We start from the raw sequence: 14,575 nt of genomic DNA, 5'->3' as shown, positions 1-14,575 counted from the left end.
GGCGCGCGCCTCATGATGGGGCCCCGATCAGGCGCCGGACGACCTCCAGCAGATTGCTCTGGTCGAAGCCGCTCTTGGCGAGATAGGCGCTGGCGCCGACGTCGATGCCGCGTTCGCGATGTTCGCGCGACTCCAGGGCGGTGACCAGAACCACCGGGAGTTCCGCGAAATGCCTGTCCGCGCGGATCGCCGCGGTCAGATCGAATCCATCCATGCGCGGCATCTCGACGTCAGAGACGACCAGGTCGAATTTTTCCGTCTTGAGCGCGGTGTAGCCGTCGACCCCGTCCACGGCGGTGCCGACGCGGTAGCCCGCCGATTCCAGGATGGTCTTGAGCAGTGTCCGCGAAGTGACGGAGTCTTCCACCACCAGGATGGAGGGCCTTTCCGCCGTCTCCGCAGGCGCCGCCGGCGGCGCGGGAACGGCAGCGGGGCGGGCGGCCCCCCGCCCGATCGCTGTTTTCATCAGATCCGGCACGTTGAGCACCGGCACGACCTGGCCCGTGCCCAGCACGCTGACGCCGGCGATATTGCGTATGCGCACCAGGGGGCGCCTGAGCGTCTTGACCAGAACCTCCTGCTCGCCGGCGATCCTTTCCACCGTAAACGCCATGCGGGTCGCGGCGGCGGCGAGGATCAGCACCGTGGAATGGGTTGCGGCAGTCGCCGTCGCCGGCCGGCCCAGTTCGAGGACACTGCCCAGCCAGGCCAGTGCCAGCGGTTTTTCATCCACCAGGATGGTCGCATGGTTCTCCACGGTGTGGACATCCTCGGGGGCGATGCGCATCACTCGCTCCACGTGCGTGCAGGGTATGACGAAAAGCTGCTCGCCGATGTGCACCAGCACCCCGCGGAAATTTGCCCGCATCAGCGGCAGGAGCATGTGGAACGTGGTACCGGTGGCCGAACTCGACTCGAGCGTGATGCTCCCCCCGAGCCGCTCGATTTTCTCGCGCACGATGGCGAGTCCCAGCCCGCGCCCGGAGATGTCGGTGACGGCAGGCGCGGTGGAGACGCCGGACTGGAAGACCAGCGCCATCCGTTCCGCCGGATCCAGCCGTTCCAGTTGTTCGCTGGAGCAGGCCCCCAGCTTGCGGGCGGCGGCGGCCACCCTGTCGGCGGCCACGCCGGCGCCGTCGTCCGCTACCCGTATTTCCACCACCCCGCTGTCCTTCTGCGTGCATGCCAGGCTGATCCGGCCGTGCGGCGGCTTTCCCTTGGCCAGGCGTGCGGCCGGCGGCTCGATGCCGTGATCGATGCAATTGCGCAGCATGTGGATCAGCGGATCCTTGATCTCCTGGAGAATGTGCCGGTCGATCTCGATGCTCCCGCCCTGGATCGACAGCTCGACGGCCTTGTCCTGCTCGCGCGCCAGTTCTCGGGCATACCGGGGAAAAACGTCGAGCAGCGACGAGAACGGCAGCAGCTGCATCTCCTTGACATCCTGATGCAGCGCGTCGGTCATGCCGGCCAGCATGCGCCGGTCCTTCTCGATCGCCCGCAGCAGCTTCGCAAGCCCTTCCTCGGCCGCCTTCATGTGGAACCGTTCTTCGTCCAGGTATTTGAGCAGCCGCGGAATTGCGTGTCCACCCTCCGGATTCGCGCCCTCGCCGCCGGGCCGGAGGAGGGCGCGATCGAGCGTGCGCAATGCCGGCTGGATCTGCAGCAGCCGTTTTTTCCATGCCGACAGTTCCGCGATGGTCGTGCGCAAGTCCCCCGCATGCTGGTCCAGCGCCAGCCGCGGAAGCAGCAGTTCCTCGGCCTGGCGCATCACCGCGTCGACCCGCGCGGGCGAGACCCTGATCGCCGCCTGCGCCAGGGCCGGAGTGGCGAGGGTGTTTGCAGCACCCGTGGCCGCGGACGGCGGAGTTTCGGCCATGGAGGCGGATTCGGCGGTTTTCGCGGAAGCGGAGGCATTGCTTCCGGTCAGCGATTTCCTCAGCATGGCTTCGAGCCGCCCGATGAGGGATCCCGCCGCCGACGGCCTGCCGCCGTCCTCGGCCAGGAAGGCGCCCAGCGTGTCCGCCGCCTGCAGCAGCAGCTCCAGCCAGGCTGGGGAAAGGGCGGCGAGGCCGTTTCTGAGGGCGGCGAAGCTGTCTTCCAGAGACTGGCAGACGGCCTCGATATGCGCCTGGCTGACGGCGCGGGCCGCGCCTTTCAGGCTGTGCACCTCCCGGAACACCGTTTCCAGGATGTCGGCATGCTGCTGCCCCGCTGGGGTTTTTTTCAGGGCCTGCAATCCCGCGCCGATGGCCTGCACGTGGGCATCGGCCTCGACCCGGAATGTCGCCAGAAGCTTCTGCAGGAATACATCGTCACCTGGCATGCTGCCGTCCTATCGGTCCGTTCTGCCGCTGATCATGGCGCTCAGCCGGCTGCCCATCTCGTACAGCCCCTGGGCTGCCGCTTCCGCCTGCCTCGTTCCCGCCACGTTCTGCTCGCTGGCCTGCCGGATGCTGCCCATGGCCTGCACGATCTGATCCATGCCCACCATCTGCTGCTGGCTGGATACCGAGATCTGGGTCGCCGCCTGCGCCGCCTCGCCGATGCTGGTGGACAGGAGATGGATGGCTTCCCCCGTTTCAGTCGACTGTTTCACGCCCGCCGCGACCGCCTTGCTGCCCTGCTCGGTGGCCAATACCGCCGCATGCGTGGCCTTCTGGATGTCGCCCAGAATCCTGCGCACCTGGCTGGTGGCCTGGCGCGATTGCTCCGCCAGGCTCTTGATCTCGTGCGCCACCACGCCGAAGCCCTTGCCCTGCTCGCCGGCGCGCGCGGCTTCGATCGCCGCGTTGACGGACAGGAGATTGGACTGCTCCGCCAGATCGTTGACGGTCGCGATGATTTCCCCGATGGCATGTCCCTGCTCCGACAGCTGCAGGATGCTGCCCGCCACCGCTTCCATCTGCTCCTGGATGTGGTGCATGCCCTGGATGGTCTGGTTGACCGACTCCCGGCCGGCCTGGGAGACGCTCGATGCCTTCTGGGCGCTGTCGGAGACGTGCTTCGCCTTTTGGCTCGCCAGTTGCGCGGTCTGCTTCACCTCTTCCACCGTGGCGGTGGTTTCGCTCACGGCGGCCGCGGTCTCGGCGGCGCCCGAGGCGACCTGGGTGGTGGTGGCGAGGATCTCGGCCGACGACGAGGACAGCTGCGCGACGCTCTCCCGGAGCTGCCGCGTGATGAGGCGGCCGAGGGCGATGCCGATCCACAACCCGAAAACGATGGCCAGCAGGCTGACGGCCGCCGTGAGCAGGGTGGTGTGCCTCACGTTGGCGGTAAGCTCGGCCCTGGCTTTTCCCATCTGTTTCGACTGCTGCTCGTAGAAATCCCTCGCCTGGGCGATGGTGGCGTCGGCGTGGGGACGATATGTCTGGATGGTCAGCAGACGCGCTTCCTCCTGCTTGCCTTCCCTCACCAGCCGGATGATGTCCTGCTGGGCCTTTTCCAGCTGCGCCTGCCGCGCCTCGAAATCGTCGATGAGACTGCTTTCCCCGTCGGTGCTCATCAGGCGCCGCATTTTCTCGATGACCTGCCGGAAATACTCCCCGTTCGACTGCAGCAGCGATTCATGCTCCGCCCTGAGTTCCGGGTACAGCAGGGTGCCGCGCAGGTAGGTCTGCTGGGCATACAGGGAAGCGCGCAGTTCATTGGTGCTTTCCAGCAGGCGCTCATCCACATTGAGGAAGCGATTGTAGCTGTCCTGGGTGTGATTGAGCGCGTACAGGGAAATGCCGGCCGCCAGCGCGAGCAGCGCCAGGATGACGATGAATCCCCCGATGATTTTCCTGCTGATGCTCATGCCCTGACCCTCCTGGCTCGAGTCCGGACGAGCCCCCGGAGCGACGGGCATGCGGCGCGGCTGGGGAAGGTGCGCCACGGCAGCTGTGCCTCATTCATCCACGTGCTCCTCCACCACGATGCGCGGATCGTGCATGAGCCGCGCTGCGTCGAGGATGGCCAGCGGCCCCGGGGCCACGCCCGTGAGATAGTCGCGGTGCATGCCCGTGAGGGTGGGAGGCGGCGCCTGGATCGCCGCCGCCGGGACCCGGCGCAGGCCGACGATGGCGTCCGCCCGGATGCCGAACGTGGTGGTCTTGGACTGCAGCACGATGATCCGGTCGAGATCGGCCAGCCCCTGCTCCGGCATGTCGAAGAATCGGCGCAGGTCGATGACCGGCAGGATTTCTCCCCGCAGGTTGACCACTCCCAGCACGAAGGCCGGAGTGCACGGCAGCGGTGCCAGGTTCTCCAGCACCGCGACTTCGCGCACCAGGCCGGATTCGACGGCAAAACGCTCCTTCGACAGCAGGAATTCGATGACCTGCAGGATCCCTTGGCCTTCCTCCCCTGCGGGCAGGGGTGCCTGCGCCAGCGCCAGCGCCCTTGCCTTCAGGGTGCGCTGCGTTTCCTCCAAGGCGCGCGCCGTATCCGCTTCCGCCGTTTCAGGCGGGGAGAGCCGCTGGTTCATGTGATTCCTTTCCCGTTGTCCGGCGTGGCATCGAGGGGGTCGAGCGTGCGCATGATCTCGATGAGGCCTGCGGCGGTCATGCCTTCCGACTCCGGCAGGGGCATGTCGGCGGGCAGCCGCTGCAGGAGGGACCAGGTATTGCCGAAGCACCGCCTTGCTTCCCGCGTGCGGCCATGCGACAGATGCAGGGCCGCCATGGAAAAGTGCGCGAGCACGAAATCGGGGTCGAGATAGAGCGTGCGCTGCAGGGACTCCATGGCTGCGGCGCCGTTCCCGGTCTCGTTTTTCAGGTTGGCCAGGAAGTAATGGATCGCCGGATTGAGCTTGTCGGCGCTGATGGCTTTTTCGCACCATTCGATCGCCTCGGGAAAATTTCCTGCGTCGGCGCAGGAACGGGCGGCTTGATAGTGCGTTTCCGCGGCGGCAGGGCTTGCGGGGACGGCGGCGTGCGCGTCCGCCCGGGAGGGGAGGCTTGATGCACGCGGCGAAGGTTCGGCCAGTGTGTCCCGCAGCCGGGGGGACGCGCCGCCTGCGCATCCGGCATGGCCGGATGCCGGCGTCGCTGGCGCAGGGATATCCGCGGCGTGCGATGGCGGCGGCACATGAGGCGGTGCGTCCGCTCGTGCCGGGGCCCTTTCCGTCTTGCGATAGAAGATCGAGCCTTCGTAGGAGATCGCCTCGAATTGCGGAAACAGGCTGACGGATACCTCCGCGGGGCTCACGATCAGCCAGCCGTCCCGGTCGAGCGACCGGTGGAGTTTCCGGGCGGTTCTGCGGATCCCTTCCGGATTGAAGTACATCAGCACGTTGCGGCAGAAAATGATGTCCATCGCGTTGAAGCTGCCGTCGGGGGAAGGGTAGGAACCGCCTGCGAGGTTCAGGTGGGAAAATGCCACGCGCCTGCGGATGTGCGGGACGATCTCGAATTCCCCGTTCTTCCTGCGCTTGAAATATCGCTCCCTGATCCAGGCCGGGGTTTCCCGGAAGGACCATTCCCCGTAGATCCCCCGCGCTGCCTTCTCCAGGAAGGCCGGGTTGATGTCGGTGGCGACGATGACCGCCTTCCATTCCTTTCCACGCATGAGCTTGTCGAGGGACATGGCGATGGAATACGGCTCCTCCCCGGTGCAGCATCCCGCGCTCCATATCCGCAACGGCCGGTTATCCCGGGCGCTGCGCTCCAGCAGGGCGGGGAGGATGTGCGCGTCGAGCGCGTCGAAGTATTTCTGCCCGCGGAAGAAGTAGGTTTCCCCGACGGTCAGGTGCCGGGCGAGCACCTCGATCTGGCGGCAGGTCAACGGGGCGGACGACAGCAGCTGGGCGCAGGTGCGCGCGTCGTCCACGCCGAGCTCGGGTGCGGCGGCGCCGATGCCGCGCTCGAGATCGCGCCAGCGCTCGGCCGGATAGTGCAATCCCATCTGCACGGCGAGCAGCCGGCTCAGTTGCGAAAGCAGGGGGGATGGAAGGGCGGCCTGCATGGTCACCTCCCGGCGGCATCCAGCGCCCGGTCCAGAGCGGCGGCCTCTGTCAGGGAGAGGAAGGCGTCCAGGTCGTGGATCAGGATCAGGCCGTCCCGGGTCCGTATGACCCCGTTGCAGTACGGTACGCCGGGAAGGATGCCGGATACCGGAATCCGCTCCTGGTCGGCGCACTCGACGATGCCCAGGGTGTCGTTCACCGCCAAGGCGACGGGCTCCTGTTTCATGCGTGCGACGATGAGCTGGTCGGCCGGCGCGGGGCGGCGCCCGGGCAGTCCGAAGCGTTTCCGGACGTCGACCACGGGCATGAGCCGGCCTCTCATGTCGACGACGCCGAGCACGATGTCCGGCGCGCCCGGCAAGGGGGTGACGTAGACCATGTGCACGACCCTGTCGACCACGGACAAATGCAGTGCGTGGCGCCGATCATCCAGCAGAAAGACGAGGTATGGGTCGACCATTCGAGGGCATGTGAAGAGCGGCGGGGAGCAGGGTGTTTCATGTGGCACCGGTTTCCGTTAGTGAAGATTTGGCTCCCGTGTCATGGGCGGCACCCTCGCCGTCGCGTGCCGGTGGCGGCTATCGGAACCGATCGAGGATCGGAGGGTGGGTGTCGAGGCCGCCCTGTCCACAAGCGGATCTTTCGGATTCATCTGGAAGATGCGGTCCCGCTTCAGGCCGATCCTCCGGAATAGCTGGCGTATACTGATCGGCGGTCCCCGTCGCCTCCTTTGCCGGTGTGGATTGCATTGGAGTGATGAGACTACAGAATGTTGACTTTAGACAGCTGTAAAATCTTACAGGTAACGATGGAACCGGGACGGCGGGGAGGGCGCGGTACCGCGCACGACCGCCCCGGTGCCGGAAAGCCTCGGGAGGAATCAGGAAGCGGCTGCGGCGAGCATTTCCACGCCTCTGCGGAATGTGGGAAGGCCCGACCGTTCCAGCATTGCGCAGGGCTTGCCGAAGCGTGTGCAATAGCGCCTGATGGCGAAGTAAACGGTGTGATTGACGCAGTCCACGGGGCAGATGATCGCGTCGGCGCGGGTGAGCAGGGTGGGAAGATAGCTGATCTTTTCCTGGGGATCGCCCCGATAGATCAGGAAATGCCCGCCTGACGCCTCGATCAGGCGGCGGTACGCGGGGTACAGGGTGGCGCGGCCGCCCACGCACAGGATGCAGAGGCCGCCGAGATCGAAGCGTGTGCTCCCCGCCTCGTCGCCGCCTTCGGCAACGGCAGGGATGGCAGGCGCCTTGATCAGCCGCACCGGGGAATCCGCGTCCGGGGACGGGGCCGGACGCGCCCTCAGGCAGCTCCGGATCAGCACCATGGGCGGAAGCGGGGCGCGCCCCGGCTGTCCGCCGGGCGATCCGGCTTGCGAAACCGCTTCCACGCCCTGTTCCGGGCGGACGCCGGGGAGGCTCGTCATCGTGGCGGCCAGATGCAGGGTCCGGGTGTTTCCGATCAGCCTGCCGATGAGATGCGCCAGGGCTCCCCTGAGCGCCTGCAGACGATATTGCAGCGGGCTGGGCCGCCGGGGCCGGGCAAGCTGGACAGTGTTTCGCGTCGAATGAGGGTGCATGCTATCTCCGTTTTACTTTGCTGGGTGGCAGGGCGATCGTCCGCGACGGCCGGTATGCATGGAGGAAGATGCAGAATGGACGTATCATGGCGGCTGCACGGTTCGGGAAGTGCGGATTGTCCTTCGGTCGTTCCATTTTCAGGGCGCCAGGCGCAGGATGTTTTGAAGTCATGGAATGATAATGAGAACTATTATCATTATAATACAATGAATGCCCCGGCAATTGCAATACCCGATCGGGAAATCTTCCACCGGGCGTCCGCGCGGCTGGAGGCGGCCGCGAATCCTGGCATCGGCGCCGCGGGGAGGGCAGCGATCCACCCGCGGCAGGAAGCCGGCGACCGGGGAAAACGGCTTCCGGGGCCGCGACCGCCGGGGGCGGAGTGAAGCAGGCCTCCGGCGGCTGGCTCAATGGTTTCATCGGCGTCATGATCTTCAGCGGCTCGCTGCCGGCGACCCGCGTGGCGGTGGTCGATTTCGACCCGATCTTCCTGACGGCGATGCGGGCTGCGATTGCAGGGGTGCTGGCCTTGTTCCTGCTGCGCATCCTGAAGGCAGAACGCCCGGGGCATGGCGATATCGCCAGCCTGCTGCTGGTGGCATGCGGCGTGGTGGTCGGGTTTCCATTGTGCAGCGCCCTGGCTTTGCAGCACATCACGGCCGCCCGCTCGCTCGTCTTCGTGGGCCTGCTCCCGCTGGCCACTGCGATCTTTGGCGTGCTGCGGGGCGGTGAACGCCTGCCCCCGGCCTTCTGGCTGTTCGCCACGGCGGGCGGCCTCTGCGTGGCCGGGTTCGCGCTGACGCATAGCCTGCCTACATCCATGCAGGGGGATTTGCTGATGCTGATGGCCGTCATGACCTGCGGCTACGGCTATGCGGAGGGCGGACGCCTGTCGCGTCATCTGGGCGGCTGGCAGGTGATTTCCTGGGCGCTGGTGCTGTCGCTGCCGCTGACAGCGGTGCTGAGCATCATGACCCAGCCGCCGACCTGGCAGCAGATCGGCATGCCCGCCTGGATTTCCCTGGCTTACGTATCCTTGTTCAGCATGCTGATCGGATTCATTTTCTGGTATCGCGGACTGGCGCAGGACGGCATCGCCGCCGTCAGCCAGTTGCAGCTGCTGCAGCCCTTCCTGGGCATGCTGCTGGCAGCCGTCCTGCTGCACGAACCCATCGAGGCGGGCATGCTGGGCACGGCCGTAGCGGTCGTGGCGTGCGTGATCGGCGCACGCCGCCATTCCGGTTCCGGCGCCGCTCCATTGGACTGAGCGTCATCGCGACGACAATAAAAACCCGCCGGGAGGCGGCGGGTGCAGAGAGAGGATAGAGGAGAGAGGAGAAAGAGGAGATGCGTCGGCGTTCGACGCGGATTATTATTTGGAGAAGGCGTTCATCATCAAACGTATTGTGGATATGTATGACAGGACGCCGGCTGCCATGCTGTTTCGCAAGTGGCATGATCATTTTAATCATTTTATGTGATATTGGTAGATCCACCGTCCTGTTCAATCATTCATGCGCTGGCCCTATGACTCCTCACAAGAATCTCAGATCTATGGATCCGCTATGCTCCGTATCCAGGGTGGGTGTGGTACGATGAGCGGCGTTGCCTTTCGGGCGCGCGCAAGGCGAAGTGGGTCGGGAGCATCCGGAAACCAATGTTCACGAACGGAATGGACTACCTGATCCTCGGCCTGCTGCTGGCGATCGGCCTGATCTACCTGTGCATGGGATTCTTCAGGAGGGTGGCGCGTGGCGAAACCGAAGTCGGGGTGCATACGATCCTGCTCGTGCTCGTCGTTGCGATCCTGCTGGTGCCCTTCGTCATGAACGTATCCGCACATCTGCTGGCGCAGCTGCGCCATCCCCACAGCGAGGGCGGTGCCGTCAACGCGGAGGCGCACCGGGACTGAGGGGAAAAACCCCCGCCCGCAGCGGCGGCCAGGCAGGATGGGTGGAATGAAATGCATCCATCGCACTGCGTTCTGCGGGAGATGATGGGTTGCTGCACGCCACCGATCCTGCCCCTGTTGATCCGCTCCACGCCATCCCGCGGCGGACCAGAAATTTTCGCCTGCGGCCCCAGGCGCGGGAAGGGGGCGAGGCCCGGCGAGAACGATACCGGGGCGTGGATGGGACTTCCTTGTTGCGGGATGGAAACAGGTGAAAGAAAGCCGATGCTCCCGAGGGATCACGGAAAGAGCACCGGCTAGGAAAACTGTCAGTCCTGGTTTCGTCGAGTATGCGAAGCCAGAAGATTATCCCTGCTGCTTTTCCTGTGCAGGGTTACAGGCTCGGTTCTATTCATGCCGTCCATCTTTGGACAGAAAGAACCACAGACCCACGGCGACTATGCCTACTACGAGAATTGTCAGTTCCATGATTACCTCCTTTAAGGATCGAGATGCTCAAGAATTTGACCATCCACATGTCGTGCCTCGTTCTCTAAGTCTGGTCAGTACGCCTCCCTAAACATCTCCTTTGCTTTCAGGTATTTATCGTATACGGGCAGGATGCTCGGAAATGACCATACTACAAACATGGGCAACCCAACCGCGAAAATTTGACTGACGTCAATATGGAAAGTTCCGAAATTTTTGAACTTTTTGAAAAATTTTTGTGAGTATGACAGAAAATTTTCATTGACGTGATTCATAGGGACGCAGAAAATCAGCAGCGTCGGGACCTGGGTTCAGGTTAGCGCACCATTTTCGCATCAGCCGGCCATGCCAGAGCAGGGTGACAACGAGTCGTACCGCATCTATTCCGGAACGGGAATTCTCTCCATCCTGAAGTCCGTCATGCGCACGGGGTCGTTGCTGACCTGTCAATGCGGCGACGGCAAGGATCCCGTGCTGACGACGATCATCGATATCGATGCCGAGCAACGTACGCTGGCGCTCGACTGTGGCAGCGACGATGCCCTGGGACGAGTGCTGAAGGCCGAGAAGCTGAATATCACGACGTTTCCCGACGGCGTGAAGATACAGTTCGAGTGCGACGACGTGGAGAAGGCCCGGATCAACGGACGCGACGTGTTTCTCATGCCCGTGCCGGAGACGCTGCTGCGCATCCAGAAGAGGGAATACTTCCGGGCCAGCGTGCCGGAGATCGTCCCGGCAAAGTGTATCATCCCGCTCCCTGTCCGGAAGCGGGATGTCCCGCCGGCCGTGGAGGTCGCCCTGCACGACATCAGCCGTGGCGGCGTGGCGATCATCGACACGCACTCCGCCATCGAGTTCAAGGAAGGCGTCATCTATCGCGATTGCCTGATGGAATTACCCGGCGTGGGCGCGGCCAGGGCCAACCTGCAGGTGTGCGACGCCTCCCGGGATTTCCGCCAGCCGGGTCAGCGCATCCGGTGCGTGTACGTCGACCCGCAGGAGTATATGCTGTCCATGGTCCAGCGCTACATCAACAGGCTGGAACTGGAGCGCAATCGAGTGCGCTAGCCGCGGCCCGTGCCCCCGTGCCCCGCCCGCGGCACGGCGCGCAGTGTTGCCCATCGAACGGAGCATCCGCCCCGTTTTCTTCATCATGGAAGCGATTTTCCGGCAGCGTGGCATGCGGTGTGGAAATGTCGCGCACAGCCGGATGGGCGTGCGCCTCGGGCGCGTGAAACGGCAGGAGGCCGAATGAAGATCGATCAGACCGAATACAAGGGATACAAAGTCATGGTCAGCCTGGAACATGACGACACCGTCAACCTGTGGAACGGGCGATACAGGATTCTCGACCGGGAGAACGTGGTGGTCTACGAAAGCTTTTCCCCGCCGGTCGCGGATGAGGCGGAAGCCCGGAGCGCAGCCCATGCGGAAGCGCGGGCCTGGGTGGACGACGATCCCGACGCGCTGTCCGGCACGCATTGACGGGGCGGCGCGGCCGCTTCCGCACGAATCCGGGCATGCCTCGTGGGATCGGGCCGACCGTCCGGTGCGTCTGTGGGCCATGAGTCGATACCGTGCTCCACGGCTCTCGAAGGGGCAGGAGATCGAGATCAGGCCGGCCGGTGGCCGGGACAACCGGTCTTCTGGCTGTCCCGGCCACCGGGAATCCCATGTCTTCCCTTTCGTTACCGCAAAACCCGGCAGCGGCCATCCTCGCGGGGCAGTGCTACCTGCTGGCCATTGCTTTTCGGGAGCGCTTTCCGCGGCGCGCGACAAAGCCAACCAGACCGAGCCCGGCCAGCAGCATGGCGTAGGTCTCGGGCTCGGGCACGGAAGAAACGGTAAAGCTCAGATTATCTATCGTTACAATGCCAGTAGTCTCGGGAAATCCGAATAAGTTTGTACCATAAAGACCCATTGGAAATCCAAATTCCAAAACACCGCTGGTAAAGCTGGGATGCCGTGTATTATCTATTTGTATAGTGACAAGATTGGTGATGAGCCCAAAATCCGACGCCTTAAGCCCATCAGCGTGTGTAAAGCCAAAGTTGTTGCCTCCGACAACAGGGGAACCTGCACCAAGTAGATTGGTGTAAAGCTGTTCTCCTTGTTTTATTAACATTAAACCACCTCCGTTCCTGCCGCCAACAGGATTGAAGGGAACAGACGCCCCGTTCTGGATGACTACACCTTGCAAATCTGATGATACGCTAATTGAATCTATCTCCCCTTGAACGCTGGGATCATAGCGAAAAGTGGTATTTATTAAGTATTGTGAAGCATTAATTACGCTTTCAAATGTCCTGGGGAAATGTATTTCAATTTGAAGAGCAGGGCCCGGATTTCCTGATGAAGTTTGGCTTACCGTGACGTCTATGATGTTGGAATTTTGATATTTTGAAATTGAATAATCTGAAAGATTAAAAGTACTATCCGTAAAAGTTACATTTGCTGCTACGGCCATGCTTGAAGTCGTATAACCGATTAACGCGGAAGATAAAACTACGAACAATTTAATATTGGTTTTCATCCACAGCCTCCAAATTTTTGCGTCAAGGAACCGGGGATTCACCCGCCGGTGGATTCGTTGCAGGGAGATGCTGATTTCGTGCCCGTGGATCTCGAACGGTTGTGATCGGGGTGTGCGCATCGTCCAACAAAGGAACGTCTTTGGGATGGTGAAGAAAAGAAGAGCCCGATAAGGAATGGGCTCGGATTTTCTTGATCTTTTTAAGCGCTTCAGTATAATCCCTAAAAGGTTCCTTTCTGGAACGTACGGAGGGCGCCAGTCCCGTTCCATGTGCATGTTGGCAGGTGTACGGCATGAGAAGGGATGCGGCCTGGGATGAAGATCCGGTATGCCCGCGTCTCCACCGAAGATCAGAATCTCGATGTTCAGTCAGGTAGGGTGGGTGGAATGAAATGCAACCCACCGCGGCGTTCTGTGGGAGATGATGGGTTGCGCTGCGCTCCATCCATCCTACGGATGTTATCGGGGAGTGAAGTGAAATTGTAGGGTGGGTGAAGCGGAGCGCAACCCACCGAATTCATGGAACCGATGGGTCAAGATGGTTCATCCCGATGATGGGTTGCTACGGGGACTTTCCACAGGTTTTGATGGGTTACGCTGCGCTCCACCCATCCTACGGATGCTACGGATGCGGCGGGTGGTGGTAGGGTGGGTGGAATGAAATGCAACCCACCGCGGCGTTCTGCGGGAGATGATGGGTTGCGCTGCGCTCCACCCATCCTACGGATGCTACGGATGCTGCGCGCGCAGAAGAAGGACTCCGAGGCGGAGGCCGTCAAGGCGCGTTTCAGGAAGGCCTAGGAACAGGCGGACGTCGCATTGCCGATTCCGCGCCGAGAGCGGCAGGCAATCCGGTGCGCGCACCTTGAGATCGATGACGTTCACGTAGACCAGCCGGCGCGCGCGGGACACGCCAGGCCGCCAGTCATGCCCGCCCCCCGGAAATCTCAGGGAAGATCCACGATCCCCGTCCAACCCTTTTCGCCCAGCTTCTGCGCCACATCCTTGAACGAGATCTCCTTCTTGCCATGGGTAAGTATCTCCAGCGTCTTCTGGCCGTGCAGGAGGTGGGCCTTATCAGGAGGGTATGAGTAGTTGCCCTTATCCTTACCCACAGACCCAGACTTGAAGAGCTGAAAACCGACATAATAACGGGAGGTACTCAGGATGTGCGGGAGCGCCTCCTCGATCAGGTCCTGCACACCTTCGGGCAGCGGGAGGTCCACGCCCGCGTGCGATAACACGCCGGCCTTCCAACCATTGTGGCCGAGATCCATCGAGTCGTACATCTCGGTCTTGCCGAACTTACGCGTTTTCGAGTACCGCCCACGATATGCGTAGATCACAAAGGCGTCGCCGCCCCAGACCTTCAAGTCGGACTTTTCGCGGAAGAAGTTCGCGAGGCCCTCCTTGGTGTGGCTGTAAAAGACGAGCCTCGCGTCAGTCAGGGTGAGCTTCCGGAAATGGGGGCGCCAATCCGGACAGTTCCCGTCTTCGTCCACTTTCAATGGCGACGGCATGATCTCATGTCCTCACTGAATCGATTGGGAATGGTGACATCCTCGGCTCCACGCACTTCATCCTGATTCCACAGGACTGCCGGGAATGATCGTGCAGCGTACGATTGAATACTCCAGGTCATTGGAGGGTTTCCGCAACAAATATGAATAATCGGACGTGTTTCCGGGAATCAAGGCATGCGTTCGGATTTCAGCGCGCTTTTCGGCGCTCCGAGCGTCGCGTTGGTTTGTGTTTCGGTATGTGCGTTAATAAATAGACTTTATTGGGATTATACGGAAGTGTTTCAAAAGATCAAACCAGGCAGGATGGATGGAATGAAATGCAACCCATCGCGGCGTTTTCCGGAAGAAATGATGGGTTGCGCTGTGCTCCACCCATCCTACGGATGCTTTCAGGGAGTGGGTGAAATTGTAGGGTGGGTGAAGCGGAGCGCAACCCACCGAATTCATGGAACCGCTGGGTCAAGGTGGTTCATCCCGATGATGGGTTGCTACGGGGACTTTCCACAGGTTTTGATGGGTTACGCTGCGCTCCACCCATCCTTGTATGATCAGAGATATTCAGATTTTGTTTGTGATGCAAGTAAGATGATGCTTCACTGGGGAAGC

Annotated in this window: 12 protein-coding genes; 4 read left to right on the top strand and 8 right to left on the bottom strand. The window is 62.3% G+C overall.

The features are described from left to right. Positions 1-10: 10 nt before the first annotated feature. The 6 genes from BT108_RS08915 to BT108_RS08890 all read right to left on the bottom strand — a co-directional run bounded on the left by BT108_RS08915 (position 11) and on the right by BT108_RS08890 (position 7,529). A complete protein-coding gene (locus tag BT108_RS08915; RefSeq protein ID WP_072294197.1) occupies positions 11-2,326 on the bottom strand; it encodes a hybrid sensor histidine kinase/response regulator in 2,316 nt (771 codons plus the stop codon). A 9-nt stretch (positions 2,327-2,335) separates the two neighbouring features. Beyond that, positions 2,336-3,799 carry a HAMP domain-containing methyl-accepting chemotaxis protein gene (locus tag BT108_RS08910; protein ID WP_072294196.1) on the bottom strand — a complete coding sequence of 488 codons (1,464 nt, stop codon included), beginning with the start codon at positions 3,797-3,799 and terminating at the stop codon, positions 2,336-2,338. A gap of 90 nt (positions 3,800-3,889) precedes the next feature. Continuing rightward, positions 3,890-4,468, bottom strand: coding sequence for a chemotaxis protein CheW (locus BT108_RS08905; protein WP_072294195.1), 579 nt, complete (start codon positions 4,466-4,468; stop codon positions 3,890-3,892). Further along, complete coding sequence (locus tag BT108_RS08900; protein ID WP_072294194.1) at positions 4,465-5,946, bottom strand: CheR family methyltransferase; 1,482 nt, start codon at positions 5,944-5,946, stop codon at positions 4,465-4,467. The genes BT108_RS08905 and BT108_RS08900 overlap by 4 nt, the downstream gene beginning before the upstream one ends. Positions 5,947-5,948: 2 nt before the next feature. Next, positions 5,949-6,407: a chemotaxis protein CheW gene (locus BT108_RS08895; RefSeq protein WP_072294193.1), complete on the bottom strand. Its 459-nt coding sequence runs from the start codon at positions 6,405-6,407 to the stop codon at positions 5,949-5,951. A gap of 420 nt (positions 6,408-6,827) precedes the next feature. After that, on the bottom strand, positions 6,828-7,529 hold the full coding sequence (locus tag BT108_RS08890) for a DUF2325 domain-containing protein (protein ID WP_072294192.1): 702 nt from the start codon (positions 7,527-7,529) through the stop codon (positions 6,828-6,830). A 383-nt stretch (positions 7,530-7,912) separates the two neighbouring features. Between BT108_RS08890 and BT108_RS08880 the strand changes: the two genes are divergently transcribed. The 4 genes from BT108_RS08880 to BT108_RS08860 all read left to right on the top strand — a co-directional run bounded on the left by BT108_RS08880 (position 7,913) and on the right by BT108_RS08860 (position 11,398). After that, a complete protein-coding gene (locus tag BT108_RS08880; RefSeq protein ID WP_072294190.1) occupies positions 7,913-8,797 on the top strand; it encodes a DMT family transporter in 885 nt (294 codons plus the stop codon). Positions 8,798-9,187: 390 nt separating this feature from the next. After that, complete coding sequence (locus BT108_RS08875) at positions 9,188-9,442, top strand: hypothetical protein (protein ID WP_072294189.1); 255 nt, start codon at positions 9,188-9,190, stop codon at positions 9,440-9,442. Between the two features lie 813 nt (positions 9,443-10,255). Further along, a complete protein-coding gene (locus BT108_RS08865) occupies positions 10,256-10,981 on the top strand; it encodes a flagellar brake protein (RefSeq protein ID WP_072294187.1) in 726 nt (241 codons plus the stop codon). 183 nt (positions 10,982-11,164) lie between these two features. Next, positions 11,165-11,398: a hypothetical protein gene (locus BT108_RS08860; protein WP_072294186.1), complete on the top strand. Its 234-nt coding sequence runs from the start codon at positions 11,165-11,167 to the stop codon at positions 11,396-11,398. A 244-nt stretch (positions 11,399-11,642) separates the two neighbouring features. Here BT108_RS08860 and BT108_RS14170 read toward each other — a convergent pair whose 3' ends face one another. Then, positions 11,643-12,446, bottom strand: coding sequence for a PEP-CTERM sorting domain-containing protein (locus BT108_RS14170; protein WP_255369678.1), 804 nt, complete (start codon positions 12,444-12,446; stop codon positions 11,643-11,645). Between the two features lie 947 nt (positions 12,447-13,393). Continuing rightward, positions 13,394-13,966 carry a hypothetical protein gene (locus tag BT108_RS08845; RefSeq protein WP_072294184.1) on the bottom strand — a complete coding sequence of 191 codons (573 nt, stop codon included), beginning with the start codon at positions 13,964-13,966 and terminating at the stop codon, positions 13,394-13,396. Positions 13,967-14,575: the final 609 nt, after the last annotated feature.

This window comes from Nitrosovibrio sp. Nv17, assembly GCF_900119085.1.
In the GTDB taxonomy this organism is placed as follows: Bacteria; Pseudomonadota; Gammaproteobacteria; order Burkholderiales; family Nitrosomonadaceae; genus Nitrosospira.
The sequence above is the reverse complement of the archived record's forward strand: the minus strand, read 5'-3'. Positions and strand labels throughout refer to the sequence as shown.

Bases quoted from the DNA above. Each gene is read 5' to 3' on its own strand.
- BT108_RS08915 (WP_072294197.1), bottom strand. From the start codon at position 2,326: ATGCCAGGTGACGATGTATTCCTGCAGAAGCTTCTGGCGACATTCCGG.
- BT108_RS08910 (WP_072294196.1), bottom strand. From the start codon at position 3,799: ATGAGCATCAGCAGGAAAATCATCGGGGGATTCATCGTCATCCTGGCG.
- BT108_RS08905 (WP_072294195.1), bottom strand. From the start codon at position 4,468: ATGAACCAGCGGCTCTCCCCGCCTGAAACGGCGGAAGCGGATACGGCG.
- BT108_RS08900 (WP_072294194.1), bottom strand. From the start codon at position 5,946: ATGCAGGCCGCCCTTCCATCCCCCCTGCTTTCGCAACTGAGCCGGCTG.
- BT108_RS08895 (WP_072294193.1), bottom strand. From the start codon at position 6,407: ATGGTCGACCCATACCTCGTCTTTCTGCTGGATGATCGGCGCCACGCA.
- BT108_RS08890 (WP_072294192.1), bottom strand. From the start codon at position 7,529: ATGCACCCTCATTCGACGCGAAACACTGTCCAGCTTGCCCGGCCCCGG.
- BT108_RS08875 (WP_072294189.1), top strand. From the start codon at position 9,188: ATGTTCACGAACGGAATGGACTACCTGATCCTCGGCCTGCTGCTGGCG.
- BT108_RS08865 (WP_072294187.1), top strand. From the start codon at position 10,256: ATGCCAGAGCAGGGTGACAACGAGTCGTACCGCATCTATTCCGGAACG.
- BT108_RS08860 (WP_072294186.1), top strand. From the start codon at position 11,165: ATGAAGATCGATCAGACCGAATACAAGGGATACAAAGTCATGGTCAGC.
- BT108_RS14170 (WP_255369678.1), bottom strand. From the start codon at position 12,446: ATGAAAACCAATATTAAATTGTTCGTAGTTTTATCTTCCGCGTTAATC.
- BT108_RS08845 (WP_072294184.1), bottom strand. From the start codon at position 13,966: ATGCCGTCGCCATTGAAAGTGGACGAAGACGGGAACTGTCCGGATTGG.